Source organism: Desulfopila sp. IMCC35006 (genome assembly GCF_005116645.1).
Taxonomy (GTDB): domain Bacteria; phylum Desulfobacterota; class Desulfobulbia; order Desulfobulbales; family Desulfocapsaceae; genus Desulforhopalus_A.
This window is the reverse complement of the sequence record NZ_SWCM01000002.1, coordinates 60,006-85,787: the sequence shown is the minus strand read 5'-3', so window position 1 is coordinate 85,787 and position 25,782 is coordinate 60,006. Positions and strand designations below refer to the sequence as shown.

Here is a 25,782-nt window from a genome sequence, read left to right as displayed (position 1 = left end):
AGTCTCATTTATCCCGTAACAAACATGGACACAAATCTCGGTAAACTTCATCAGCTGTTCGACAAGAATTTTCTTGAATACACCTCATATGTCATTCGCGAAAGAGCTATCCCTTCCGTTGAAGACGGCCTGAAGCCGGTACAAAGGCGCATCCTGCAGACGCTGTTTAATATGGAAGATGGCCGCTTTCACAAGGTGGCCAACCTGGTGGGGGAGACGATGAAGCTGCACCCCCATGGCGATCAATCGATATTTGCCGCTCTTGTCAATCTCGCCAACAAGGGATTTCTGATCGAAAGGCAGGGGAATTTCGGAAATATTTACACCGGAGACCGGGCATCGGCTGCTCGATATATCGAATGCAGGCTTTCACCGCTCGCCAAGGAAATTCTTTTCAACAAAGATCTTACCGAATTTGTCGAGTCCTACGACGGAAGAATGCAGGAACCGGTAACCCTGCCGGCAAAACTCCCCCTGTTGCTGCTCATGGGCGCAGAGGGTATCGCAGTGGGCATGGCGACAAAAATCCTGCCCCATAACTTCTGCGAACTTCTCGAGGCGCAGAAGAAAATTCTCCGCGGGGAGGAGTTTGTTCTCTACCCCGATTTTCCGCAAAAAGGGTTGGTCGACGTCAGTAATTACGACGACGGCAACGGAAAAATTCGATGTCGCGCCAGAATAGACGAACTCAACGAGAAAACTATCGTTATAAAGGAAATCCCTTATACCACGACCACTCAATCCCTCACCGATTCGATTGAGAAAGCCGCCAAAGCCGGCAAAATAAAAATTATCTCCATTAACGACTACACAGCGGAAAACGTCGAGATAGAAATAAAGCTGGCCAGGGGAGTGTATGCCAGTGAAACGATAAAAGCGCTGTACGCCTTTACCGACTGTGAAGTCCCGATTACCCCGAATCTGACGCTGATCAACGGCACAACCCCGGAAACTACGACAGTCACCGAGGTTATCAGATCGAACACGGTGAAATTAAAGGCCGATCTGCAGCGAGAATTGGAAATTGACCTTGCCAGAAATGAAGATAAACTGCACGCCAAGCTGCTCGAACAAATTTTTATTGAGGAACGGCTGTATAAAAATATCGAAGAGGAAACAAGCTATAAAGCTGTCCTGCAGAGTGTAGAAACATCGCTTCTTGCCTATAAAGACAAGCTTATCCGACCGGTCACTCGAGAAGATATCGAAAGACTGCTGGAGATCAGGATTAAGCGAATTTCCCGCTTTGATATCAATAAGCAGCAGAAAGAAATCAACGAAATACGAAAGAACATGAAGGACATTCGTAATTCGTTAAAAGATATGGTTGGCTTTACTATTTCGTTTCTCGACAAACTCCTCGAAAAATATGGTCACGAATATCCGAGACTGACTGAAATTACCAGTTTCTCAGAGGTGAGCTTCCGCAAAGTCGCTCTTTCCAATCTCCACGTCCTGTATCATCGTCAATCTGGTTTCATGGGCACCCAGATAAAAGAAGAGGAGGACCCCAAAGAAGATCTGAGCGTAACCTGCTCGGAATACGACCGACTTTTTCTCATTTTCAGCAACGGGCTCTATAAAATTATTCCGGTCACGGAAAAATTGTATGTCGGACAAGAACTCGAGTGGTTTGGCATTTTAGAGGAAAAGACTATTTTCAACCTTATCTACCGGGATGGGGCAGAAAATTTCGCGTACGTCAAACGTTTTGAAACACCAAGCTTCATCCTGGAAAAAGAGTACCGACTTTTTCCCGAACATAAAAGATCAAGAATTCTGCTCTTGACATTCGGCAAAGGTAATTTTGCCAAAATCAACCTGATGCCTTCATCAAGGGCTCGAATCAACAGTCTGGAAATTGCCTTCGATGACTATCTCATTAAAAATGCGGCAGCCAAAGGGAAGAGGGTATCCACGCGTGTGGTCCGGAGAGTTTCTCAATCTTCAGGCATAAATATCGAGCCGGTAAAACAGAACCTCCCCCTGCCAGGGCTTGATAGCGTCCTTAAAAAAAATGAGCCTGCGGGTGAGCCAGGCCTGCCAGAGGACAAGGAAGAAACGAACGAATAGAGAAGCGAACCTCAATATAACAAATGAATGACAGATAGAGTTAATGTTGATTCTCTATTTTCCCCTGCAGTGAATGTTGTCCGGCAAAAAATATCCGGGCATTGACAATATCTCCCGGAGCAGAGGAGAGTGGTTCGGTGAAATGGACAATATGATTCGTCTCCGTTCGTCCCTTTGCCCCCGTCGTATCATTTTCTTCGATCATCACCTTTTTTACCTTGCCAAGATACTCTCTGTTTCTCTCGATACTGATTTCATCCTGCCTTTTCTGAAAAAGGGCTAACCTTTCGGATTTCACATGTTCCGCAACTTTATCCTCAAATTGACTGGCTCTGGTCCCGGGTCTATCGGAATACTTAAAGGAAAATGAACCGTGGAATCGTACAGTTTCCAGCAGGTTCATGGTTTCGGCAAAATCCTCATCAGTCTCCCCAGGAAAACCAACAATAACGTCGGTAGTAAGGGCAATTTCAGGGCAATACTCATGTAGTTTATCAACTTTCTCCAAGTACTGAGCAACGGTATATTTACGATTCATCCGCTGCAATGTACGATCAGAGCCAGCCTGAACCGGCAAATGAAATTGCGCGCAAAGATTTTTAATGTCCCGGAAACATCGCATAAGTTCATCAGTTAAATCTTTCGGGTTTGAGGTGGTAAATCGCAAACGCGCGAGTCCGCTAATTTCAGAAACATCCTTGAGTAAATCAGCAAAAGCATACTTTGCGTTACTCGGATCCACCTGATTGGTTTTCCCGTATGAATTAACATTCTGCCCAAGCAGGGTAATCTCTTTGATGCCAGAGTTCACTAAAACTTTAACTTCGTCTACTATATCCTTAACTTTACGTGAAACTTCTCGACCTCTGGTGTACGGGACAACGCAATAGGTACAATAATTATTGCACCCCTGCATAATGGTGACAAATTTTCTGAATCGTGAAGACAGAGCAGGGGAGGTGGCCGAAAAAGAGTTCTCCGGCAAAGCTATTTCCGGCAGGAATCTGGGAATATCGTAGTCATTCTTCAACCCCGTAACTACTTGACTCCCTTGCGATACGCTTTTTTCCAGCAGCGCACCGAGGTCATAGATATTCTGGGTTCCAATAACCAGATTGACATGAGGCATCCTCTCAATGATGCGAGCGCCTTCCTGCTGGGCAACACAGCCGGCTACGCATATTTGCATATCCGGTCTTTTTTCTTTAAATTTACGAAGATACCCAAGCAGCGACATGACCTTCTGCTCGGCCTTGGCACGAATAGAACATGTGTTGAGGATAACCAGATCGGCGGCGTACATGTCCATGCCTTCAATGAAACCATATCCGGCAAGGGATTGGGCCATTATTTCAGAATCCCTTTCGTTCATCTGACAGCCAAATGTCTTTATAAAAAATGTTTTTTGTTCCATCCTTCTTTACTCTTAATCCTCAACCGGAATACTGTTTGATTGTACTAAAGATGCCGCAAGACTGCCCAGAAGCCCAAAAAGATCGTGGGTCATTTCTTGCGGATAGCGGAGGACGACAATCCCATCAGAACTGTGATAACTTGATAATATTGCAAGGTTATCATATCCTTCGAGGATAAATTTCAAATAATGAAATCGGTCCGGCGATATCCTTAAATAAACTTCGTTCAATGTGTTCATTAGGCTAACTGTAACTCAAGATATACGATAAGCAACCCAAGGTGATTGGCCTGACAGTACATGCAAGCAATACCGGCCAGGATACATCTCAATTTCTTCTTTTTTTGACAGAGCAACTAAAGTAGTGCTTTAAACTGTCAAGGATGCGTCAATTTTTTTCATATGTGCGGCATTTCTTTGCAGGAGAGGGTTGACAACCTCCGTCAAGAACTCTTCGGTTTGTTCCTGAGCACGACCGGTAAATTGCGAATAATCACTCACCATTTCCTCAAGTTCCGGCAGGGAGAAGGGGATTCGATCATCCTCGGCCAATCGTACAAACAGATCGTTTTCTCTGCCAAGCTCTTTGACAACCTTGCCGGCGGCCAGAGAATGCTCCTTGACAATTTCATGCATTTCCTGGCGGCTTTCCCCTTTTTTAACAGCCTCCATAAGAATTTTTTCGGTGGCCATAAAAGGCAGTTCTGTCATGAGGTGCCTTTTAATTTGCGCCGGAAATACAACCATATCGGAAGTAATATTTATAAAGAGCTTCAATATAGCGTCAGCAAGCAGGAAACACTGCGGAATATCCATTCTCCTGATGGCTGAGTCATCGAGTGTTCGCTCAAACCACTGATTACTATAGGTGGCAGCAAAATTTTGCGGCAGCGTCATTAACTTGCGAGCGAGCCCGGTCAGCCTTTCAGAGCGCATTGGATTTCGCTTATAGGCCATGGCGGAGGAGCCGGTTTGATTCTTCTCGAATGGCTCTTCCTGCACCTTGAGGTTTGACAACAGACGGAGATCAACCGCGAATTTATGCGAGGTCGCACCAATGCCGGCCAGTGTTTCTGCCAGTTTCATATCCAGCTTTCGCGTATATGTTTGCCCTGTGACCGCAAATACCTCACTGAATCCAAGTTTTTGCGCAACCAGCCTGTCGAGTTGGCGCACTTTTTCGTGATCGCCTTTAAACAACTCCAGAAAGGTGGCCTGCGTCCCCACGGTACCCTTGGCGCCCCGGGCCTTAATTTGCTGAAGATACATGTCTATGTATTCAAGATCCATAATAAGATCCTGAAGATACAAGGTGTTGCGCTTGCCGACAGTTGTCGGTTGAGCCGGCTGGTAGTGCGTGAACCCAAGTGTCGGCAGTGCTTTATATTGCTGACAAAACGCAGCAAGATTCGCAATAACCTGCAACACAGATGAGCGGAGGAAATGCATAGCCGCTCTCTGGATAATCAGATCCGTATTGCATACAACAAACTGGGACGTCGCCCCGAGATGGATAATGCCGGCGGCTTTGGGGCATTTGCAGCCGAACTCATAAACATGCGCCATGACATCGTGACGTATTTCTTTTTCTTTCCGGGCAGCCAGATCGAAATCGATGTTGGAGATATTTGCCCGCATCTCCTGTAACATTTCCTCACTGATTATATCAGTCAGCCCAAGTTCAAATTCTGCCTCGGCGAGGGCAAGCCAGCATTTACGCCAGGTGGTGAATTTAGTCTTTTCTGAAAAAAGCTTTTGAATTTCAAGACTGGTGTAACGGCTGACAAGGGGCTCCTGATATATTTCGCGGGACATAGAACTCTCCGTATGACTTTTTGAATAACAGACGATTAAAATTAATTGTGTGAAAAAAGAAGGTTAGATAAAGAACTTCGCAGATTTTAAAAATTAGCTCCGATCAGGCATATCTATAGCATTTTTGCCTTAATAAACAAACCAAAGATACATTCCTTTCTGGTCAGAAAATCGACTAGTTCCTCAAATATAATTAATGTCGCATAATGTATATTATGTATAGTTAAATTAATAGCTAGAAATAACAGATTGATACAACCCTATTATATGAATTTTTCTGCCTTATTCTATCGCAACAGGCATTTATTTTTAACCCTGCTGCCTTACGGCAAAACTTCAGAGAATACTTCCAGGATTATAGATTGAAGCGAACAGCCAACGGTCGGATACACTCGACATAAAACCTAAGGAAGAATCTGAGGTTTTGGCACTTAACCGTAAGCCTTTTGTCAGTAGCTTAATTGACTGCAAAATGTATTTTAATTGTCTTTTTTCAATTCTGAATGGGTTTAAATGTCGATGACGCGTACCTGCCAACTCACGTTGCCGCGAAACCTGTTCATGGTCGGTGTATAGATCATCTTCCTTCTAGGTTGCCGCTGGACGTCCTCCAGGACTTCACCGAGTCGAAAGCCTATTCCCTTAAGATTTGCAAATTTGCCGCGAATCGTTACCTGTAAGTGTTCGGAATTCCGGCCAACAGCCCGCGAATCGAGTATTGTGGCCGCGGCATCCTGAAAAACCGGCTGCGGATTACCTGGCCCAAAAGGTTCGAGTAACTGGAGACAACGCAGATGGTCCTGATCCATCATCAATTCCGAAGGACAGTTAATATCATACTGTTTTTTTATTATAATTTTCCTTTCTCTCACTGCTTTTCCAGCCAGAACTGTAAAATGTGATGAAAATTGCGTCATGCTGTCAGCACTGACGGTTAACCCGGCTGCCATTTCATGACCACCAAAGCGTTCAATCCATTGCGAACATTTCGCCAGTAAGGCAACAATATTGACACCGTCAACAGATCTTGCGGAACCGACAAAAGATACCTGGCCGTCAGAATGTCTTTTTTGGGCAAACACAATAGCTGGAACCCGGAACATATCAACGAGCCTTGATGCGACAATACCTGCAACACCTTGATGTAAGTCCCCTTTTACTATCACGCATTTATCCTGTTCTATCTGACCGGCGCTGGTTATACTTAAAGCTGTTTCTAGATTCTCGCTGCTTATTCTTTTTCTCTGCTCATTGAGATCTGTCAACACCTGGGCCAAATGCTTGGCTCTTTTGCGATCAGCTTCGGTAAGAAGTTCCACGACGACTGTACTCTCCCCCAGCCTGCCGGCTGCATTTATTTTCGGACCAATAAGGTAGCCAATATCTTCAGAAGTTACATATCCCCCTGTAATTTCACAGGAAGTCAGCAGTTCATTAAGACCTGTAAATTGTGGATCGGCGAGCGCTTCCAGGCCTGCTCTGACTAAAATTCTATTGGTTGGCGTAAGGTTCACAACATCCGCAATGGTCCCAAGCGCAACAAAAGCGAGATACTTTTTCAGGTTGAGTCGACCAGCACTATCTGCTATTTTTTTTGTGGTAGGCCTCTTTGCGAGCTCGGCTCTGATTCCGGCAGCCAGATAAAAGGCCACCCCGACCCCGGCAAGGTGCTGACCATTAAACCCGCATGAGGGCTGCGACGGATTAAGCACCAGACAATCCGGAACATTTTGCTCCGGCATGCTGTGATGATCAGTGATGATGATTTTCCCACCCAGTTTTGCAATAATCTCAACTTGCTGAGCGTTCGATATGCCACAGTCTACAGTGATGAGTAGAAACTCCTCCGCCAGACTGATATTCCCCCTGTTCGTGAACCACTCAGCATTTAATCCGTACCCTTCATGCATCCGATCGGGAATATGCCACCGAACCGCCGTTCCAAGTTCTTTGAAGAAATTCACCAGAAGGGCCGTTCCCGTGGTACCATCCACATCGTAATCGCCCCAGATGATAATTTGTTTTCCGGCAATCATATAGTCAACAGCCAGTCGCGCAGCCGCTGAAAGATTGAGCATTTGGTCCGGTTTCGGAAGATCGGCCAGAGACGGGTAGAGAAATCTATGCGCCGCTTCGCCCCCTGTTATCCCTCTTGTTTTGAGGTATTCGATAAAAACTGGCGGGACTGTCGATAGACTATCAGTGCTGGAGTTCGGAATTTTACTGTTCATTTATCGTTGTTGTCATAATTTGGCGAACCAGGCATCGACAGCATGCAGAACATTCTGTTGTTCATTGACATCAAACCACTGCAAATCCGGCATGTTAGAAAACCATGTGTACTGCCTTTTAGCGTACCTCCTGGTGTCTCTGGCAAGAAGACGGACGGTCTCTTCCAAGGTCCACTGTCCGTCTATATAATTGATCATATGACGATATCCTATTGAACCAAGAGCGTTAAGCGTTCGGTCATAGCCCATGGCCAACAACTTTCGCACTTCTTCTTCCAGTCCAGCTTCGAGCATCATATCGCATCGACTGTTAATTCTCTGGTAGAGTTCGGCGCGATCTGTGGTTAACCCCACTTGCAGGGTATTGGCAAGAAGCAGACCTTCGGTCTCTTTTTTATGACGACGTATATGCTCCGACCAGGGAATGCCGGTAACATAAAAAACTTCTAATGCCCGCAACAGGCGCTGGGTATCGTTCATGTGGATTCTTGTTGCGCTAACTCGGTCACATAAAGATAATTCTTCATGTAGTTTCAGTGCACCTTCAGCCACCAATCTCACCCGCAGCATCTGCCTTACTTCTTCATCCACAGGAACACCGGGAAAAATGCCTTCGAGCAGAGCTTTGAGATAGAGTCCGGTTCCTCCGGTCAGTAACGGTACTTTGCCACGGGAGTGAATTCTTCGTATCGCCTGCAATCCATCTTCGGCAAATCTGGCCGAATCATACGGTTCATCCGGATCGACAATATCAATCAAATGGTGCGGGACCTCTGCCCGCTCGTCACAAGAAGCTTTTGCCGTGCCAATGTCCATATACCGGTACACCTGCATGGAGTCGACACTGACAATTTCGCACCCATAGCGACGGGCAACAGTCAGCGAAAGATCGGTTTTACCGATAGCCGTTGGCCCAACCAGTACCAGACACGGCTGTTCAATTCGTTCGGATGTCACGGTTCCTCGGCAAATATAAATGCGCTGGCAAACCTGTCTGCGCGTTTGGGACCTATTCCCGGAATATTAAGCAGGTCACTGCTGCGGGAAAATTGGCCGAATTGACGCCGATAGGCAATAATGTCTTCGGCCAGAGCCGGGCCGATGCCATCGACCGTCATCAGCATGTCTTTGTCGGCACTGTTAATTGGCACAGCAGCAAATAAAAATGGGCTGAATCGTGCGGAGATCTTATCTTCATGTTCTTTTCCTGTTTCCAAACAATTATCCACAACAAGATGATCCGGCTCGACGAAGTGCAATTGTTGACAGGAGGCACCCTCGTTATTTTCTCTCAAAGAGAAAAAAGTGGTACCTGCCACAAGGTCACACAACAACAGGCCAAACAGGAACAAAAGTATGACCATTAACCGGCCGTCACGTGATACGCTGATGTCTGAATCATTCACCGTGAATCCCCTGTCCTGCGCCGACGCTTTTAACCGCAGCAAGATAAGGAATGTATGCGGTTATGCGCAAAATGCAAATATTATGGTCTATCCACGAATTTTCTGCTTGTTTTTCGTTGTTTTCATGCAGCGCAATGAGTATAAACGTTATTCTTTTAATCACTCAGTTCACTTTCAGACATGCAGACATCTCTCCCTTTTAATATAGTGCTGGTGGAACCTGAAATTCCCCCGAACACCGGTTCGATAGCCAGGCTGTGCGGCGCTACCAATACAGTGCTGCACCTGGTGCATCCCCTTGGTTTTTCAACCGACGACAAACATCTTAAACGGGCCGGGCTCGATTACTGGCAGCATGTCAACATTCAACATTGGGAGAGTTTCGAGACGTTTCTGGCGGCCCAAAATGAACTCGATCTCTTTTTCTTTACCACCAAAGTGACTACAGTGTACAGCTCTGCGCAGTTCAAACCGGGTTGTTTTATGATTTTTGGTAAGGAGACAAAAGGCTTACCCGAAGACATACTGCACTTGTATCAGGACAGATGCTACACCTTGCCGATGCCAAACCCGAATATCCGGAGTTTGAACCTTGCCATGACTGCCGGGATAGTCTTATATGAAGCCATCCGCCAATGTGCAGAACAATAACAATGGCAAGCGGTAGAGTAAGGCGGTACTAGTGCCCTGATGATAAATTTAAGCTGCCAGTTTCATATAACGTACCGAGTATAATATTTCTATGCCATTCTTTTGCGAAAAAGGCTCTCATATGCGTTTGCTGACTGTAATGCATTATACAATAGATTTTCGCGATATCGTCTAACTTTAAAACCAACCACAGGAGAAATGAGCAATGGCTGATCGTGTATTTAATTTTAGTCCCGGACCTGCAACCCTTCCGTATGAAGTTCTCGAAAAAGCAGGCCGGGATGTCGTTAATTTCAAGGAAACCGGAATTGGCCTTATTGAAATCAGTCACCGTTCCAAAGAATTTATGGCCGTGGCAGAAGAGGCCGAAAAAAATCTGCGCGACCTGATGCAGATCCCGGACAATTACAAGGTGTTATTCTTACAGGGCGGTGCTTCAAGCCAGTTTTTCATGGTTCCCATGAATTTATTGGGCAAGGGCAAAAAAGCGACCTATCTCAATACCGGCACCTGGGCCAAGAAAGCTATTAAAGAAGCTCAATTGTTTGGCGAGGTCGAAGTCGCCTATTCCAGTGAAAAAGCAAATTTTAATAGAGTGCCCAAACAGGGTGAATATACAGTTGCGGATGATTCCGAGTATCTTTATTACGTCTCCAATAATACCATTTACGGCACCGAGTTTGCCGAAGTGCCGCAAACAGACAAAATGCTCATCAGTGATATGAGCTCGGATATCCTGTCGCGGCCGGTCGATGTGTCCAGGTTCGGTCTTATTTTTGCCGGTGCCCAGAAAAACCTCGGTCCTGCAGGGGTAACCATCGTTATCATTCGCGATGACCTCCTCGACAGGACACCGGCCAACACCCCAACCATGCTCAGCTACAAAACACATGCAGATAAAGGCTCGATGTTTAATACCCCGCCCTGCTTTGCTGTATATGTTGTCGGTGAGGTGTTAAAGTGGTTGAAAAAAATGGGCGGCGTTGCGGCAATGGAAAAAATAAACCGGGAGAAAGCGGCTCTTCTTTATGGGGCAATTGACAGCAGCGACTATTACCGTGGCCATGCCGAAAAAGATTCCCGCTCCCTGATGAACGTCACCTTCAATCTTGCCACCCCGGAGCTTGAGGCAAAATTTATTGCCGGAGCTGCGGCAATCGGTCTCAACGGCCTGAAGGGACATCGGTCAATCGGCGGCTGCCGCGCCTCCATCTACAATGCCTTTCCCGTGGAAGGTGTTGTCAAGCTGGTTGAATTTATGAAGGATTTTGCGGCGAAAAACCCGGTGGCCTGAGACGATTACCAATGAAGTATCGATGAATTACTCAGGCAATATCATCCGACCGCCCAGCGAGGCAAACTCAATCATCCTCCAGGTGACGGTCGGATGCTCCTATAATAAATGCACCTTCTGCGGGGTCTATAAAGACACGCCTTTTCAACTGAAGGCACCAGAGACGATCAATGCGGACCTCCGGTTCGCGCAAAAATATTGTCGCGGGCAAAAACGGATTTTCCTGGCCGACGGTGACGTACTGATATTGTCACAGAAAAAACTCATCGCGCTTTTTGATAAAATTCGCCAACAACTTCCGTGGATTACCAGGATATCCCTGTATGGCAATGCGCGGGCTGTGCGAAATAAAAGTGCCGAACAGCTGGCAACATTAAAATCGATGGGTCTTGACCGGGTATACATGGGATTGGAAAGTGGCTGCGATGCAGTTTTACACTCGGTCAGAAAAGGTGAAACCGGAGAATCCATGACGGCAGCGGGCCGAAAGATAACGGCAGCCGGACTTTTTCTGTCGGTCACCACCCTTCTCGGCCTTGGCGGCACCGCATTATCCGCGCAGCATGCAATCGATACCGCTGAAGTATTAAATAAAATGGCACCGCATCAGATAGCCGTCCTCACTCTGATGCCGCTTGAAAACACCAAACTTGGCAGAGAGGTGGCAGCAGGAACCTTTACCCTGCCCTCCCCTTTCGAAATTTTACAGGAACTCCAATTGCTTATTTCACACTTGCAGAATGTCAGATGCCAATTCCACGCCAATCATGCATCGAGTTATCTGCCGCTTTCGGGGCGATTGCCACGAGATAAAGATGCATTTCTTGCATCCATCGCAACGGCTTTGCATGGCTCCACCCCTCTCGTCCCTGACTACAGGAGGGCGCTATGAATCCTGTCGCCACCAAAACAGACCTGAAGAACCTCACTCAGGAAGGTTTAATTAAATATGCTGAGAGCCTTGGCCAATCGACTTTTCGTGGCAAGCAGATAATGGGATGGCTATATCGACCTGGAATCACTGAATTTACACAGATGACTGATCTGGCGAAGGTGTTTCAGAAATTACTGGAGGACAACGCCTGTATTTCAAGATTTTCAGATCCGATTATTGAAAAGGCCAGCGATGGTTGCGTTAAATTTGGCTTTCGACTCGATGATGGCCATATAATTGAGTCGGTTCTCATCCCTGAACCGGACAGAAACACGCTCTGCATTTCCTCCCAGGTAGGTTGCGCCATGGGGTGCACGTTCTGCCTCACGGGAACCATGGGGTTTATCAGGAATCTGACGCCTGCAGAAATCGTCAATCAGGTTTGCAGTGTCCGCGATTATCTGCTCGTCCAGCCGAAAGAGAGCCTGATAGGCCCCGACCGGGTGACCAATGTGGTGTATATGGGCATGGGGGAACCACTCAACAATCTCGAAAATGTGCTGGCCTCCCTGTCCATTCTCATGGAACAAAAGGGTCTGGATGTCTCCGCCAGAAAAATAACCGTTTCCACATGTGGAATAGTTCCCAAAATCAGAGAGTTCGGGGAAAGATCTCCAGTCAATCTAGCTATCTCGCTGCACGCCGTAAACGATGCAGTGCGAAGCCAGCTCATGCCCGTCAATAACCGTTACCCGGTGGAAGAACTGCTCGCTGCCTGCCGTGATTTTCCCATGCCGAAAAGAAAACGAATCATGTTTGAGTATATTATCCTTCAAGGCATCAATGATGCGGACAAAGACGCCTACGAATTAGCCCGGAAACTCAAAGGAATCCCCTGCAAAATAAACCTGCTCCCCTATAACGAATCTCCGGCACTTCCCTTTAAAAGCCCAACGAGAGAGAGGCTGGTCAGATTTCAAAACATTCTCATCAATGCCCATTACACGGTCTTTATCAGAAACAGCCGTGGCACGGATATCTCCGCTGCCTGTGGTCAGCTTGCAACAGGTGAACATTGACCTGAAGGTGACATCGCTTTCTCTTTTTCTTTGCCGATCGGTCCTTTTTACCATTCTCAGGTGATCCCCCCTCTCTTAGACTGATGGGCGAAACGCCTCGGCAATATTCACCAGACACCAGCCTGCTCTGCAGCAACGGAAGAGATCTCCTCTTTTAAGCTAGAAAATCGTTGACATGCTTCGCTTATGCTCTACATTGGTCCCCTTTCGTTTTCAATGAACAAAAGAGGAGATTGTATTATGCGTAACCATTGGAGTAGCCGGTTTGGTTTTATCCTGGCGGCTGTCGGTTCAGCCGTAGGGCTTGGTAATATCTGGAAATTCCCCTTCATTACGGGAATGAACGGCGGCGGGGCCTTTGTGCTGGTGTACCTCATCGCCATCTTGAGCTGTGGCCTGCCAATTTTGATGGCCGAATTTCTTATCGGTCGCCATTCCCAAAAAGATGTTGTCGGTTCCTTCAGAGAGCTGACCCCAAAATCAACATTCTGGAAAACCATCGGCTGGCTGAACCTGGCCGCAGCATTCATCATTTTATCCTACTATGGTGTTGTTGCCGGCTGGACGCTTGACTATCTGGTAAAGTCGATCGCAGATTCCTTTTCCAGTCAGGACCCTGAGGTCATTGCCGGCATGTTCGGAGCGCTTGTTACCGATCCGGTCCGGCAGATTATATGCCTGACGGCCTTCATGGCTCTGTGCCTGCTTGTCGTTATCAGCGGGATTAAAGAAGGTATAGAACGTTGGAACAAGGTTTTGATGCCTGCCCTGTTTGCCATCCTGGTCCTGATGGCCGCCTATGCCATGACCACCAGCGGTGCGGCAGAAGGTCTGAAGTTCATGCTGTACCCTGATTTCTCCAAGCTGACCATTAACGGGATACTGGAAGCCATAGGTCACTCTTTTTTCACCCTCAGTCTCGCCATGGGAGCCATGATTACGTACGCCAGCTATATGGATAAGAAGGAAGCCATTTACCCGGTCTCCATCCGTATCGCCTTTCTCGACACTCTGGTTGCTATTATTGCAGGTATTGCGATCTTCCCGATCGTCTTCTCTGTGGGCATGGAACCCAGCAGCGGACCGGGTTTGATCTTCAAGACCCTGCCACAGGTATTCGCCACCGTTCCATTGGGAGCTGTTCTTTCCACATTGTTCTTTCTGTTGCTGGCGTTTGCCGCACTTTCTTCTGCAGTTTCCCTGCTGGAGGTACTTACCGCCTATATGATCGATGAGAAGAAATATGACAGGAAGAAAGCAACCATCTGCATGACTGTTGCGGTTTACGTAGCCGGGATTCCGTCAGCACTTTCCTACTCTACCCTGAGCAATGTCAAACTGCTCAAGGGAATGGAAATACTCGATTCTCTCGATTACGTAGCAAGCAACTTTATGCTGCCCATCGGCGGCTTGCTGATCGCCATCTACACCGGCCATATTCTGGATAAAAAAATCTGTAAAGCAGAGATCACCGAAGATGGCACAGGCTTCCTTGCTATTTTTAACATCTGGTACTTTACCATCCGTTATATCGCACCAATCGCCGTTTTTGTCGTCTTTCTGACCAAAATTGGTTTGCTCAAGCTGTAAGTACCGCGCTTTGCAGGACTCATCTAAAAAAGGCACTATGCTTTGTCGCATTGCGCTAAGGTCAGTGCCTTTTTTGGGGGCTTTTCCGTCTTCGTTCAGCGGCTTTCTGCCGCTGTCGCTTGCGGTTGTCTCCAGTCGGTCAATCCATATTTCTCTAAAATATGCTGCAATTTCCCATCCGCCCTCAATTGGGCTATGCCATCGGATAGTATTTTTGCATAGACTGGAGAGTTGGTTGTCTTTGGTGAAAAGGCAATATAACAAAATGAGGGTTCATTGCCATAACCGGCACATTCAATGTCATCGGCAAAGCCTAAACGTTTCGCCTCCCAAAGAATGGCGGCCTCGGTATCAACAATAACATCAATTCTATTTAACACGAGTCGCTGCAGACTTCTCTGTAACGGAACATCTCCAGTGAGAATCTGGACTTTATCGGCATTATTGCTGTTTTCTTTTATGTAATCGTTGAGCCACCGCCGATAATCATAGCCGGCAATGACCCCCAGGGTAATCTGTTGAATCGATTCAACACCGTTAAATTTCCAGCTATTTCCTTTTTTCACATAAAAAGCTAATTTGTTGCGAGCCATTTCTTCTTCAGGAAAAACAAAGCCTACGGCATCAGTCTTTGATGCACCGATTGCAGCGGTATAGATCCCCTGCTCAGTTCCGGCAATGGCCCGTTTCCATGGCATTGTTATATACTTCACCTCGATTCCCCTGGCCTCAAAGATGATTCGGGCGATATCTACCATATAGCCTTCAAACTGGCTGTTCGCCTTTCCATTGAAAGGTGGCCATTCATCTGCCACAATTGTAATGGTTTCAGCATGACAAGGCGTTGCCAGTACCAGTATAAAACAAAAAACAATAAAATATTTCATGCTGTCTGTTAATTTGAAAATACGCAATATGCCAGTTTTCAATGGGATTACCGCATAGAGAAAGAGCCTGAAGATCTGTTTAAGGCAAGCCCGTCCGTTAACAAAAGGAACATCTGGCGATTTTAATGTCTGCTCTACGCAGTTTAACTCTTTTGTCACGTATATGGAAATAAGTTCGAGGGTAAGTCCTGTATTTCTGGCCTTCTCGTGCCACGAAAACTATTGCCCCTCAAGAAGCATAAAAAATACTCTCGAGGGGCCTTGCAAAGTAACAGCACTCCCGCTTATTTGCCATTTACCGGGCTTGCGTTACATTATTTTGCCCCCGAAATCGTGTCGCATCTGCTTCTTGTTCAATTTACCGACACTGGTTTTGGCTATCTGTTCCACCAGGTTGATCGTTTCCGGCATGGCATATTTAGGCAGGATACCTTTATCGATGGCAACCTGGACTGCAGCTCTGATATCATCTTCCGTCAGCGGTTTTTCCGTCACTTCTTTCGGTACAACCAGGGCCATCGGCCTCTCTCCCCATTTCCGGTCTTTTACGCCGATCACCGCTACCTCGCTGACCCCAGGGTGCTGGCTGATGATATCTTCGAGCTCCAGCGAGGAGATCCACTCCCCGCCAGTCTTGATCACGTCCTTTAACCGATCGGTGATCTGCAGATAGCCGTCCTGGTCGATGTAGCCAATATCTCCTGTGTGCAGCCACCCCCCTTCCCAAAGCTCCCGGCTCTTCTCTTCATCTTTGAAATAGCCCTGGGTCAGCCACGGGGATCGAACCACCACTTCGCCAGTCGATTTGCCATCATGGAGGACCGGCTGTCCATCCGGATCGATCAGTTTAAGTTCAACATTGCTGATAGGCAGTCCTGTCCGGCAACGGACTGTTATCTGTTCGTCCTCCGACCACTGCAGCATATGCGGTTTGAAGTTCGCGAGGGTGAGAATCGGACAGGTTTCCGACATCCCGTACCCGGTAAAAACATTGATGCCATGGCCCAAGGCCTGTTTGCATAAACCTTTTGACAGTGCGGAACCACCGATAATGACCTTCCAGCCTGCAAGATCGCAGCCGGCTGCGGCCGGATGGGAAAGCAGCATATGAAGAATCGTTGGGACGCAATGGGAGAAAGTCACTTTATATTCAGAAACAAAATCCAACAGAGAGGCGGGATCATATTTCCCCGGATAGATCTGTTTTGCACCAAGAAGAGTCATGAGATACGGCATTCCCCAGGCGTGGACATGAAACATTGGCGTAATTGGCATATAGACATCCTCAGAGCTCAACCGCGACCGGGATTCAAAACTGGAGACAGCAGAAAGTACGCCATAAGTGTGCAGAACCAGCTGGCGATGACTGAAGAACACACCTTTGGGCAGACCGGTTGTGCCGGTGGTATAAAATGTTGTGGCGATAGTGTTTTCATCAAAATTTTGAAAATCGTATGCCTCCGGTTGATTCTGCAACATAGCCTCGTACTCGTCATCAAGAACCAGGCTAGTTGCTGGTTTTTCTCCAGAATCGGACAGGAGTACAATTTTCTTCACCGACAGCAGTTTATCCTTAATGGCCTCAAGCATCGGCACGAACTCACTGTTGACCAGCAGGATATCGTCTTCGGCGTGGTTGATGGTATAGAGCAGTTGTTCGCTCGACAGCCGGACATTGACCGTATGCAGAACTGCACCGATCATCGGCACGGCAAAATAGCACTCAAGGTAACGGTGTGAATCCCAGTCCATTACCGCCACCGTGTCACCCGCTTTAACACCAAGGGCGGCAAGGGCATGGGCTAGTTGCGCCACCCTCTTGCCAAACTGGCTGTAGGTGAACTCCCGCTGATCCCGGTAGATGATTTTCTGATCTGGATGATTGCTCAGCGGGGTAACAAGGAGATTTTTAATAAGCAGTGGATAGGAATAGGCCTCGGGGGTCGGATCGATGAGTTTCGTCTTCATGGATACTCCTTTGGGTTGAAGATTTATGGGCAAACAAAACACTGACCACAAAACGGATAGCAAACCTTATGCCACAACTCGTTTAACTTGTTATACCGCTGAATTATACGGATTTTTTATTGTATGCCGTTACAGCACCTTCTTCTCCAGGTGCGTCAAAATAACTCACCCCCTCATTTTTATTTTATATCATACCGATATGTTTCAACAATCACAATCTGCATACAGCTTTTCCCGATATGCCTCAAAGTGAGTATAAAATTACTCACTTTGTCTATCCTCCAGCTGATACTGCTGCATCTTCAAATAAAGAGTTTTGCGTTGTATGCCAAGTCGGCGCGCAACTTGAGTTCGATTCCAGCGGCAGGCATGGAGATGCTCCAGAATGAGTGCCCGTTCGAATTTTTTTGTCGACTCGCGCAGGGGCAAGGCGGCAGCATCGGTGAATCCGCCTGGCAGGAGGCTGCTTGCCCGGAGTCCGGTTTCTTCACCGGCAAATTCAAGAACTTTCAGATTAATATATCGCTGGATAGTGTTTTCAAGTTCTCTGACATTGCCCGGCCAATGATGGCGCACAAGTCTGTCGAGATCACGGCCTTGAAGAGGTTGAAACGATCCCGACTCGGTGGTGTATTTTTTCAGAAAATGTTCCACCAACAGCGGAATATCCTCCTGACGCTCGCGCAGCGGCGGCAGGGAAATCGGAATGACATGAATTCGATAAAAAAAATCTTCTCTCATCCTGCCCTTATCGAGCAGGTTACGAATGTTCCGATTTGTTGCTGTAATAATACGCACATCGGTTTTGCCGGATTGAGAGCCACCCAACGGAGTATACCCATAGCCCTCGAGAACGCGGAGCAGCTTAACCTGCATTGCTTCGTCAATTTCACCGAGCTCATCAAGAAAGAGGGTTCCACCATTGGCTCTTTCGAACAATCCCGGCTTGTCCTTGTCGGCCCCCGTGAAGGCGCCTTTTCGATATCCAAAATATTCACTTTCCATCAACCCGGCAGGAATGGCGCCACAATTCACCGCCACAAAAGGAAATTCTGCGCGATCCCCCAGGTCATGGATAGCCCTGGCCACAAGCTCTTTTCCCGTTCCCGATTCTCCATAAATGATAACATTGGCACTGGTACCTGCAGCGCGAAGAATAAGCTCGTACACCTTTTGCATGGCCTTGCTCTTACCGACAATAGCGCCGAATTTATACCGATCACGGATATTTTCCCGCAGCCGCAGATTTTCCCTGGCCAGATACAGCTCCCGTTCTCTCAGGGCATCTTCCTTCACCCGTCGCTCATGGATGTCGATAATAACCGTCTGTTTCTGGGAAATGCGGTTTTCCTCTTCGTAGACCGGTGAACTGACGGCATAATACCAGCGACCATCATTGGGATTGTTGAATTCAAACTTCACCGTTGCCCCGCCAAAAACCTTCTTTCCATCACACCACTCGCACGGCTGATCAAGATTATAGAGGCGCTTGTAACATGGCTCTGTTGTCACTGCCGGGACAAGGGATTCCTTCAATTTACGGTTCATAAAAACCAGTTGGTAATCCTCTGAGCAGATATAGATATAGCCATCAAACGCTTCCAGAATTCCATGCAAGCGCGATTCACTCTCCCGAAAACTGCGCCGAACATTTTTCAGGGAGGTTATATCCAGCAGGGAGGCAACACTGGATTGTGAGCCGGAAATCATGTCGACCCGAAGAAATACATCCTTCAAATTGCCGTTTTTGTCGCGAAGCGTGAATTCATATTCGATAGGGATATCGTCAGGACATATTCGTCGAGCCGCATGGTAATGCAGCATCCGTGTTCGATCGGCGCTGTTTGCAATCAGGACCGGCCAGCGCAATTTCCCTTCAATATCCTCTTTGCTGTATCCGGTGAGGGCGGTAAATCTTTCGTTGGCAAGCGACACGGTCGTGTCGTTTTCGATAATTATTGTGGCAGTACCGGTATTTTCAAAGACACTCCGGTAGTTCTCGGCACTTTCCTGCAGAGCTTCCTCGATTTTTTTTTGCCGGCTGATATCTTCGATAAAACCCTCAAAACATCGAAGCACGCCGTTGCTGTCGAAGCAGCCACGCACATGAAGGCGACAGTGACAGTCCTGCCCATCCTTTTTTCGCCACCGGGTATCAAAATGAAAAGGCGTGCCATTTTGCCGACTATGGTCGAGCAGACGTCTTCTGCCTTCGGGGTCCTCATAGAGGCCGGAGATCTTCGTTCCGGCGAGCTCCACCAACTCGGAAAAACTCCCATAGCCAAGCATTGCGGCAAAGGCCTGGTTACCAAGGAGTATCTCTCCATCGATGGTGGTGCGTACGATGCCGATGGGTGCAAACCTGAAAAGATCCCGGTATTGCAGCAGCTCATCCCTACCGGGGGCGATATCGTTATCCAGGAACTGGTCCATCAACTCCTCCAGCACATTTATGAATATGCCCCCTATGGTGCAGGGGTGAGTGCATTACATCCCATACAATATAACAACATTCAGGCACCCTATCAAAAAGCCAAGCAGCGCCCCAAACAGGTTAATATATTTGAACTGTTCTTCCATAATCGACAACAACAATCCTTCCAGTTTTAAAATATCCAGAGAATTCACCTTTTCCGTGACAATTTGTCGAATATTCAAAGAGTGCACCAGGCCGGGCACCTCGTTTTCCAACATTGTCGAGGCCATTTTCTGCAGAGATCTTGACCAGCCTTCCCGCACTCCTGCTGGAACAAATTTAGCGAGTTTGCCAATTTTTTTCTGCAGCAGCGCTTCAATAAGGGAATCAACCAGAGAATCAATGGTATTCAGGGTTTTCTGGGCCTGGAGCAGCTGCCGAATTTCCCGTTTCACCCAATGCTTGCCGGTGGTCATGGATTGCTCGCCGAGTAACATGAGAAGCGCCTGGCGCAAACTCACCTCCCCGGAATTAATATGATTTTCAATGTTGGTTTTGAACATCGAGATAAGCGTTGAGCTGACTTCCTCACCCCTGATCAACAGCAGGATCTGTTTCGTACAATGGTTGCAAAACTCTTCGACACCATTCTCATTTTCCGCCTTGATAAAGCTGACAATGGGTTTTTCGGAAAAACGCCGGCTTCTCTCTCGTAGTATGGTCACAACCCGAAGTTGAACCTCTTCGGACTGAAGCCAGGTAACGATCGCATCGTTTTTTTCGATAAGATATTCACGTATTTTTTCTTCCACCGTCTCCATAGGCAGGAAGCCCCGTACCATGTCAGCCATCGAGCCCAGGGAATTGATAAAATTGTCCACTCCGCCGCGGGCGCCGGTTATTATCTTTTCCCGAACGTCTGGTTCACTGACCATCTGAGCCATTTTACTCAAGAAGGCAGGTATCTGATTTTCCAGCATTGTCATAAACAGTTGCTGCAGGGATTGCGGCAAAATATCAACGAGTGCCTTTTCCTGCTGCAGGGTGGCGTAAACCTTCTGATACACAAAATCTTCCACCCACTGCTCCATCGCCTCGCCGGCAAACATTCTGGAGATACTCTCTTCGACAAACTGATAACTCTTTTCCCGATTGGCCCCGGCAATAATCGTACCGATATTCTGATCAAGAAAGAGATCCAGGCGGTTGTCCACGGCCTTCTCAACCGTCTCGGCAAATTCCTCCGAAGCAACAACCGTGTGGATGTGTTCCTTGAGCTGATACCGTATCGTTTTCGTGCCTATGTCAAAATAGAACTTGAATTTATGCGGAATAGTGGAAGCGATGGTCTCCAGATCTTTTTGCAGGACCCCTTCCACCCTTTCCTGGATCAGATTGTAAAGATGATTCTGAAAGACCCCCTGCTGCAGCCCTTTTCCTATTTCTTTGCTGGTCAGCAGGTGATCACCGACCACTTCCCCCATATTCACCGCCAGCTCGTCTCTCTTGGCAGGAATCACCCCCGGCGTCATCGGCACCCGCAATCCGCCGACTTTCCAGGCTTTTAAAGGACGAAACAGCATCCTTATGGCGACTCTGTTGGTGAGATAACCGATAAAGGCACCAACCAGCGGAGGACCAAGATACTTTACATAAGGTGCCAGTTCAGGTGGGAAATAAGACATATTGTTCTAACTCCGATGGATTATGGATTATTATATCAGCGTTACTGTCAGTCAGCTCCTGCACACTCCGAAACCCCCAGGAAACCCCGGCCGCAATCATGCCGGCTGCTTTTCCGGTCCTCATATCGACCCCGGAATCACCGACAAAAATCGTTTCCTGCGGCAGACTGCCAAATCTTTCGGCAATTTCCAGCGCCACAGTCGGATCCGGTTTCTTAGGAACCCCTTCACGCTGCCCATAAACAATGGAAAACAGTCCGTGCGGAAAAAATTCGTCGACAAAAAGCTTTGTGAATTCATGCGGTTTGTTCGATAAGATGGCAAGCTGAACGCCGTGCTTGTTGAGCGCCGATAACATATCACTAATGCCATCATATGGGCAACTATTTCTCTTCCAGTTACGGGCATACCGCTCGGCAAACAAGGTGCTGCACTGACGCAGGATAATGTCATCCGTACCGACCGGAGTTATTCTTCGGATCAGACTCTGCAGACCGTCGCCGACAAAGGTTTTATACGCAGGTGTTGGATGGGTAGGGAAATGTTGCAGGGCAAGCACTTCGTTGCAGGTTTCCGCAAGGTCGACAATGGTATCAAGAAGAGTGCCGTCAAGGTCAAATATTATTGATAAAAATGACATATTTTGAAGTAATTAAGAATTATAAGGGGTTAGTGGGGTCGGTCAGGCAAGACCGTATCGTCGATAGTAAAATCCTTCCTGCACCGTTGGAAAAATACAACTTTTTCCTTTTCTTTTTCATTTTTTTCTATATTATCAGGGCTATCAAAAAATTACATCCACTCATAAATTTTCACCGAAGGTGTGCTTATGTGGTTTGTCAGATTTCTAACTTCCTCGATTGGCAAGAAATTTCTAATGGCAACCACCGGGTTGCTGCTTTTTTTATTCCTCTGCACCCATGTGGCCGGCAACGCTACAATCTTTATGAGCAGTGAAGTTTTTCAGAGCTATGCCGATGAACTTCACAGCCATCCTCTCATTGTTATTGTTTTCAGCTTCTCATTGCTCCTGGTTTTTCTGGCCCATATCCTGGTTGGTCTTTATCTGTTCTATGAAAATCGACAGGTGAGCAATTCCAGATATGCAGTGACAACACGGGTGGTTAAAAACTCATTCGCCTCGTCAACAATGCCTTACACTGGCTTATTCATCCTGGCATTTCTTGTGGTCCATATCTTTGGATTCACCTTCGCCCCGCATGATTCGCTGATCTCGGTTACCGTCAAAGACCTGTTAAGTAATTTCTTTTATGCTCTCTTTTATATACTCGCCTTTGTTGCCTTGACTATCCATCTCAGTCATGGATTCTGGAGCATGCTGCAGACATTTGGCGTAAACCATCCACGCTACAACGCACTTATTGCCCGTCTTTCTCTTATTCTTCCACTGTTTTTCCTGTTGATTTTCGGCGGTATTGCTTTCTATTTCATGTCTGGACTCGGTGCCTCGTTTTAACAGCGCGGTACTCTCCTGAGTGGAAAAATTACTTGTCGCTCGATATTGTACAGGAAATTCACCAAAAGAAACTAGCCAAGGTTTTGAAAATATGGAACTCAATTCTCGTGTACCTTCCGGCCCTCTTGAAGAAAAATGGAATAATCACCGTTTTTCCAATAAGCTTGTCAATCCTGCCAACAGAAGAAAATACAGCGCTATAGTGGTCGGGACCGGACTTGCCGGCGCGTCCGCCTCCGCGACACTTGCCGAACAAGGATACCAGGTAAAAACGTTCTGCATTCAGGACAGCCCCAGACGGGCTCACTCTATCGCTGCTCAGGGCGGTATCAACGCCGCCAAAAATTATCAGAACGACGGCGACTCGGTACATCGTTTATTTTATGATACCATTAAAGGCGGAGACTTTCGGGCCAGAGAAGCAAACGTCCACAGGCTGGCTGAGGTCAGTACGGAAATAATAGATCAATGCGTCGCCCAGGGTGTGCCTTTCGCCCGGGAATATGGCGGAACATTGGCCAACAGGTCTTTTGGCGGAGCACAGGTTTCAAGGACTTTTTACGCCCGGGGCCAGACCGGTCAGCAGTTGCTTCTGGGTGCCTATGGTGCTCTGTCGAGACAGATCCATGCGAAACGAGTGGAGATGTTTACCCGTCGGGAAATGATGGACGTTGTTCTGGTCGACGGCCGGGCTCGCGGCATCACTACCCGCAACATCATGACCGGAGAGATCGAAAGTTTTACCGCCGATGTGGTTATATTGGCCACCGGCGGCTACGGCAATGTCTATTTTCTTTCAACCAATGCCATGGCCTCCAACGTTACCGCAGCCTGGCGAGCACATAAACGTGGTGCAGGATTTGCCAATCCTTCCTTTGTGCAGATCCACCCCACCTGCATTCCGGTGCACGGCGATTACCAGTCAAAACTGACCCTGATGAGTGAAAGTCTGCGTAATGACGGTCGGGTCTGGGTTCCTAAAAAAATTGGCGACACCCGTAAACCTGCTGATATTCCGGAATCGGAACGGGATTATTATCTGGAGAATAAATATCCCAGCTTCGGCAATCTTGTCCCGCGTGATGTTGCTTCAAGGAACGCCAAAGAACAATGCGATCTCGGCAAAGGGGTCGGCGGCACCGGACTCGCGGTCTACCTGGACTTCGCCGAAGCCATCAAACGCGACGGCAGAGAAACCATCTTGAAAAAATACGGCAATCTTTTCCAGATGTACGAAAAAATTACCGACAGCAACCCGATGGTCGAACCGATGATGATCTACCCTGCGGTGCATTACACCATGGGTGGACTCTGGGTGGATTATGATCTGATGACGACTATTCCTGGCCTGTTCGCCATTGGCGAGTGCAACTTCTCCGATCATGGCGCCAACCGACTGGGGGCCAGTGCACTCATGCAGGGACTGGCCGACGGCTATTTTGTCATCGCCACCTCTATTGCCCACTACCTCGGCACCAATAAGCTCGAAAAGGTCAGTGAGCATGAGAATCCTTTTATCGAATCAAAGCGAGAGGTTGAAGACCGAATATCCAGACTGCTCAAAAACAGCGTCGGTGGCCCTGCCGGCAAGTTTACCGTCGATGAAATTCACAAAGAACTGGGCAAACTGATGTGGGATAATTGTGGTATGGCCAGAAACAAACAGGATTTGGAGAAGGCTTTGACCGAATTACCGGCGATCAAACAAAAATTCTGGGATTACGTATATATTCCTGGAACCACTAGAGAAATTAATCAGTCATTGGAGAGGGCAGGCCGAGTCGCTGATTTTCTGGAATTTGCCGAAATTATGATCAGGGATGCACTGGCCAGGGAAGAATCCTGCGGCTGCCATCTGAGAGAAGAAAGCCAGACCGAAGAAAATGAAGCAAAACGGGATGATGCTAATTACTCACACGTTTCCGTCTGGGAGCATCTCGGCGACGACAAAGAGCCGGCAATGCACAAAGAACCACTCACTTTCGAATTTGTAACTCCCAGTCAGAGAAGTTATAAGTAAGGCTCCGGGAAGCACCGGAGACTTTAAACTGAACTCTTAAGGTATAGACATCATGAGCAGCATTAACCTGACGCTAAAGATCTGGCGACAACCCAATAGTGACGCTTTGGGCAATTTAGAGACGTATACTCTCGACTCCATAAGCACGGATATGTCCTTTCTCGAGATGCTCGACGTGCTGAATGAAAAACTTACCAAAGAAGGAAAAGATCCTGTCGCCTTCGACCATGACTGCCGTGAAGGTATCTGCGGAATGTGCGGCGCGATTGTTGACGGCGTGGCCCACGGACCTGAAAAGGAGGTCACGCTCTGTCAACTGCATATGCGTCATTTTGCCAGCGGCGACACCATAGTTATCGAACCGTTTCGATCGAGAGCGTTTCCCATTAAAAAAGATCTGCTCATAGACCGATCTGCACTGGACCGTATAATCCAATCCGGCGGCTATGTCTCAGTTAACACTGGTGGAACACCGGACGGCAACAGTATCCCCATTCCATCCCCCCAGGCGGAGCTGGCAATGGATGCGGCGGCGTGCATCGGTTGTGGAGCCTGTGTCGCCAGTTGCCCCAATGGTGCAGCGATGCTCTTTACCAGCGCCAAAATATCTCAGCTCTGTCTGCTCCCCCAGGGGCAGGTTGAACGAAAAGAACGTGCTCTGGCTATGGTTGCCCAAATGGATAAAGAAGGATTTGGCAACTGTACCAACTTCAAGGAATGTGAAGCCGTCTGCCCGAAAGGAATCTCGATTCGAAATATCGCCAGATTGAATAAAGAATATTTCAAGGGTATTTTCCTGGAAGGATAAGGGTAACTATTCATAATCGGATTTTTAACTGCAACCTGCCGGTGCCTTCATTGCACTCGGCAGGTTTTTTTATTATATCTCTTGCTGGCATCGC

Annotated in this window: 20 protein-coding genes; 9 read left to right on the top strand and 11 right to left on the bottom strand. The window is 47.6% G+C overall.

Annotation, left to right across the window (positions count from 1 at the left end; translation table 11 throughout):
* Positions 1–24: 24 nt before the first annotated feature.
* Positions 25–2,073: a DNA topoisomerase IV subunit A gene (locus FCL47_RS04310; protein ID WP_136812249.1), complete on the top strand. Its 2,049-nt coding sequence runs from the start codon at positions 25–27 to the stop codon at positions 2,071–2,073.
* Between the two features lie 40 nt (positions 2,074–2,113).
* On the opposite strand, the gene miaB is transcribed toward FCL47_RS04310, so the two are convergent.
* From miaB to FCL47_RS04280, 6 genes are all read right to left on the bottom strand, one after another.
* Positions 2,114–3,487, bottom strand: coding sequence for a tRNA (N6-isopentenyl adenosine(37)-C2)-methylthiotransferase MiaB (miaB, locus tag FCL47_RS04305; protein ID WP_136812248.1), 1,374 nt, complete (start codon positions 3,485–3,487; stop codon positions 2,114–2,116).
* A 12-nt stretch (positions 3,488–3,499) separates the two neighbouring features.
* Positions 3,500–3,727, bottom strand: coding sequence for a DUF4911 domain-containing protein (locus FCL47_RS25560; protein ID WP_136812247.1), 228 nt, complete (start codon positions 3,725–3,727; stop codon positions 3,500–3,502).
* A gap of 129 nt (positions 3,728–3,856) precedes the next feature.
* The gene (gene purB, locus FCL47_RS04295) at positions 3,857–5,302 is read right to left on the bottom strand and encodes an adenylosuccinate lyase (protein ID WP_136812246.1); all 1,446 of its coding nucleotides are present in this window, start codon (positions 5,300–5,302) and stop codon (positions 3,857–3,859) included.
* Between the two features lie 509 nt (positions 5,303–5,811).
* A complete protein-coding gene (recJ, locus tag FCL47_RS04290; protein WP_136812245.1) occupies positions 5,812–7,533 on the bottom strand; it encodes a single-stranded-DNA-specific exonuclease RecJ in 1,722 nt (573 codons plus the stop codon).
* Positions 7,534–7,545: 12 nt separating this feature from the next.
* The gene (miaA, locus tag FCL47_RS04285; RefSeq protein WP_240744133.1) at positions 7,546–8,490 is read right to left on the bottom strand and encodes a tRNA (adenosine(37)-N6)-dimethylallyltransferase MiaA; all 945 of its coding nucleotides are present in this window, start codon (positions 8,488–8,490) and stop codon (positions 7,546–7,548) included.
* Complete coding sequence (locus tag FCL47_RS04280; RefSeq protein ID WP_205747223.1) at positions 8,487–8,939, bottom strand: helix-hairpin-helix domain-containing protein; 453 nt, start codon at positions 8,937–8,939, stop codon at positions 8,487–8,489. Before FCL47_RS04280 ends, miaA begins: the two co-directional genes overlap by 4 nt.
* 180 nt (positions 8,940–9,119) lie before the next feature.
* Here FCL47_RS04280 and FCL47_RS04275 point away from each other — a divergent pair, with 180 nt between their 5' ends.
* From FCL47_RS04275 to FCL47_RS04255, 5 genes are all read left to right on the top strand, one after another.
* Complete coding sequence (locus tag FCL47_RS04275; RefSeq protein WP_136812243.1) at positions 9,120–9,590, top strand: tRNA (cytidine(34)-2'-O)-methyltransferase; 471 nt, start codon at positions 9,120–9,122, stop codon at positions 9,588–9,590.
* 205 nt (positions 9,591–9,795) lie between these two features.
* Entirely contained in the window at positions 9,796–10,884 is a 1,089-nt protein-coding gene (gene serC, locus FCL47_RS04270; protein ID WP_136812242.1) for a 3-phosphoserine/phosphohydroxythreonine transaminase, read from the top strand.
* Between the two features lie 22 nt (positions 10,885–10,906).
* The gene (locus FCL47_RS04265; protein WP_136812241.1) at positions 10,907–11,776 is read left to right on the top strand and encodes a radical SAM protein; all 870 of its coding nucleotides are present in this window, start codon (positions 10,907–10,909) and stop codon (positions 11,774–11,776) included.
* Positions 11,773–12,837, top strand: a complete 1,065-nt coding sequence (gene rlmN, locus FCL47_RS04260; RefSeq protein ID WP_136812240.1) for a 23S rRNA (adenine(2503)-C(2))-methyltransferase RlmN — start codon at positions 11,773–11,775, stop codon at positions 12,835–12,837. The genes FCL47_RS04265 and rlmN overlap by 4 nt, the downstream gene beginning before the upstream one ends.
* Before the next feature lie 240 nt (positions 12,838–13,077).
* Positions 13,078–14,427, top strand: coding sequence for a sodium-dependent transporter (locus tag FCL47_RS04255; protein WP_136812239.1), 1,350 nt, complete (start codon positions 13,078–13,080; stop codon positions 14,425–14,427).
* A 95-nt stretch (positions 14,428–14,522) separates the two neighbouring features.
* Here the strand turns inward: FCL47_RS04255 and FCL47_RS04250 are convergent, their stop codons facing one another.
* The 5 genes from FCL47_RS04250 to FCL47_RS04230 form a co-directional block, all read right to left on the bottom strand.
* Positions 14,523–15,473 (bottom strand): ABC transporter substrate-binding protein, encoded by a 951-nt coding sequence (locus FCL47_RS04250; protein ID WP_136812238.1) that lies wholly within the window; start codon positions 15,471–15,473, stop codon positions 14,523–14,525.
* 150 nt (positions 15,474–15,623) lie between these two features.
* Complete coding sequence (locus tag FCL47_RS04245) at positions 15,624–17,282, bottom strand: fatty acid--CoA ligase (RefSeq protein ID WP_136812237.1); 1,659 nt, start codon at positions 17,280–17,282, stop codon at positions 15,624–15,626.
* 261 nt (positions 17,283–17,543) lie between these two features.
* Positions 17,544–19,715, bottom strand: coding sequence for a sigma-54-dependent Fis family transcriptional regulator (locus tag FCL47_RS04240; RefSeq protein WP_136812236.1), 2,172 nt, complete (start codon positions 19,713–19,715; stop codon positions 17,544–17,546).
* A gap of 54 nt (positions 19,716–19,769) precedes the next feature.
* On the bottom strand, positions 19,770–21,383 hold the full coding sequence (locus FCL47_RS04235) for a DUF445 family protein (RefSeq protein ID WP_136812235.1): 1,614 nt from the start codon (positions 21,381–21,383) through the stop codon (positions 19,770–19,772).
* Entirely contained in the window at positions 21,364–22,023 is a 660-nt protein-coding gene (locus FCL47_RS04230; protein ID WP_136812234.1) for an HAD family hydrolase, read from the bottom strand. Before FCL47_RS04230 ends, FCL47_RS04235 begins: the two co-directional genes overlap by 20 nt.
* 189 nt (positions 22,024–22,212) lie before the next feature.
* Between FCL47_RS04230 and FCL47_RS04225 the strand changes: the two genes are divergently transcribed.
* The 3 genes from FCL47_RS04225 (at position 22,213) to FCL47_RS04215 (ending at position 25,688) form a co-directional block, all read left to right on the top strand.
* Positions 22,213–22,860: a succinate dehydrogenase cytochrome b subunit gene (locus FCL47_RS04225; RefSeq protein WP_136812233.1), complete on the top strand. Its 648-nt coding sequence runs from the start codon at positions 22,213–22,215 to the stop codon at positions 22,858–22,860.
* A gap of 91 nt (positions 22,861–22,951) precedes the next feature.
* Positions 22,952–24,880, top strand: coding sequence for a fumarate reductase/succinate dehydrogenase flavoprotein subunit (locus FCL47_RS04220; RefSeq protein ID WP_136812232.1), 1,929 nt, complete (start codon positions 22,952–22,954; stop codon positions 24,878–24,880).
* A 52-nt stretch (positions 24,881–24,932) separates the two neighbouring features.
* The gene (locus tag FCL47_RS04215; RefSeq protein WP_136812231.1) at positions 24,933–25,688 is read left to right on the top strand and encodes a succinate dehydrogenase/fumarate reductase iron-sulfur subunit; all 756 of its coding nucleotides are present in this window, start codon (positions 24,933–24,935) and stop codon (positions 25,686–25,688) included.
* Positions 25,689–25,782 lie beyond the last annotated feature (94 nt).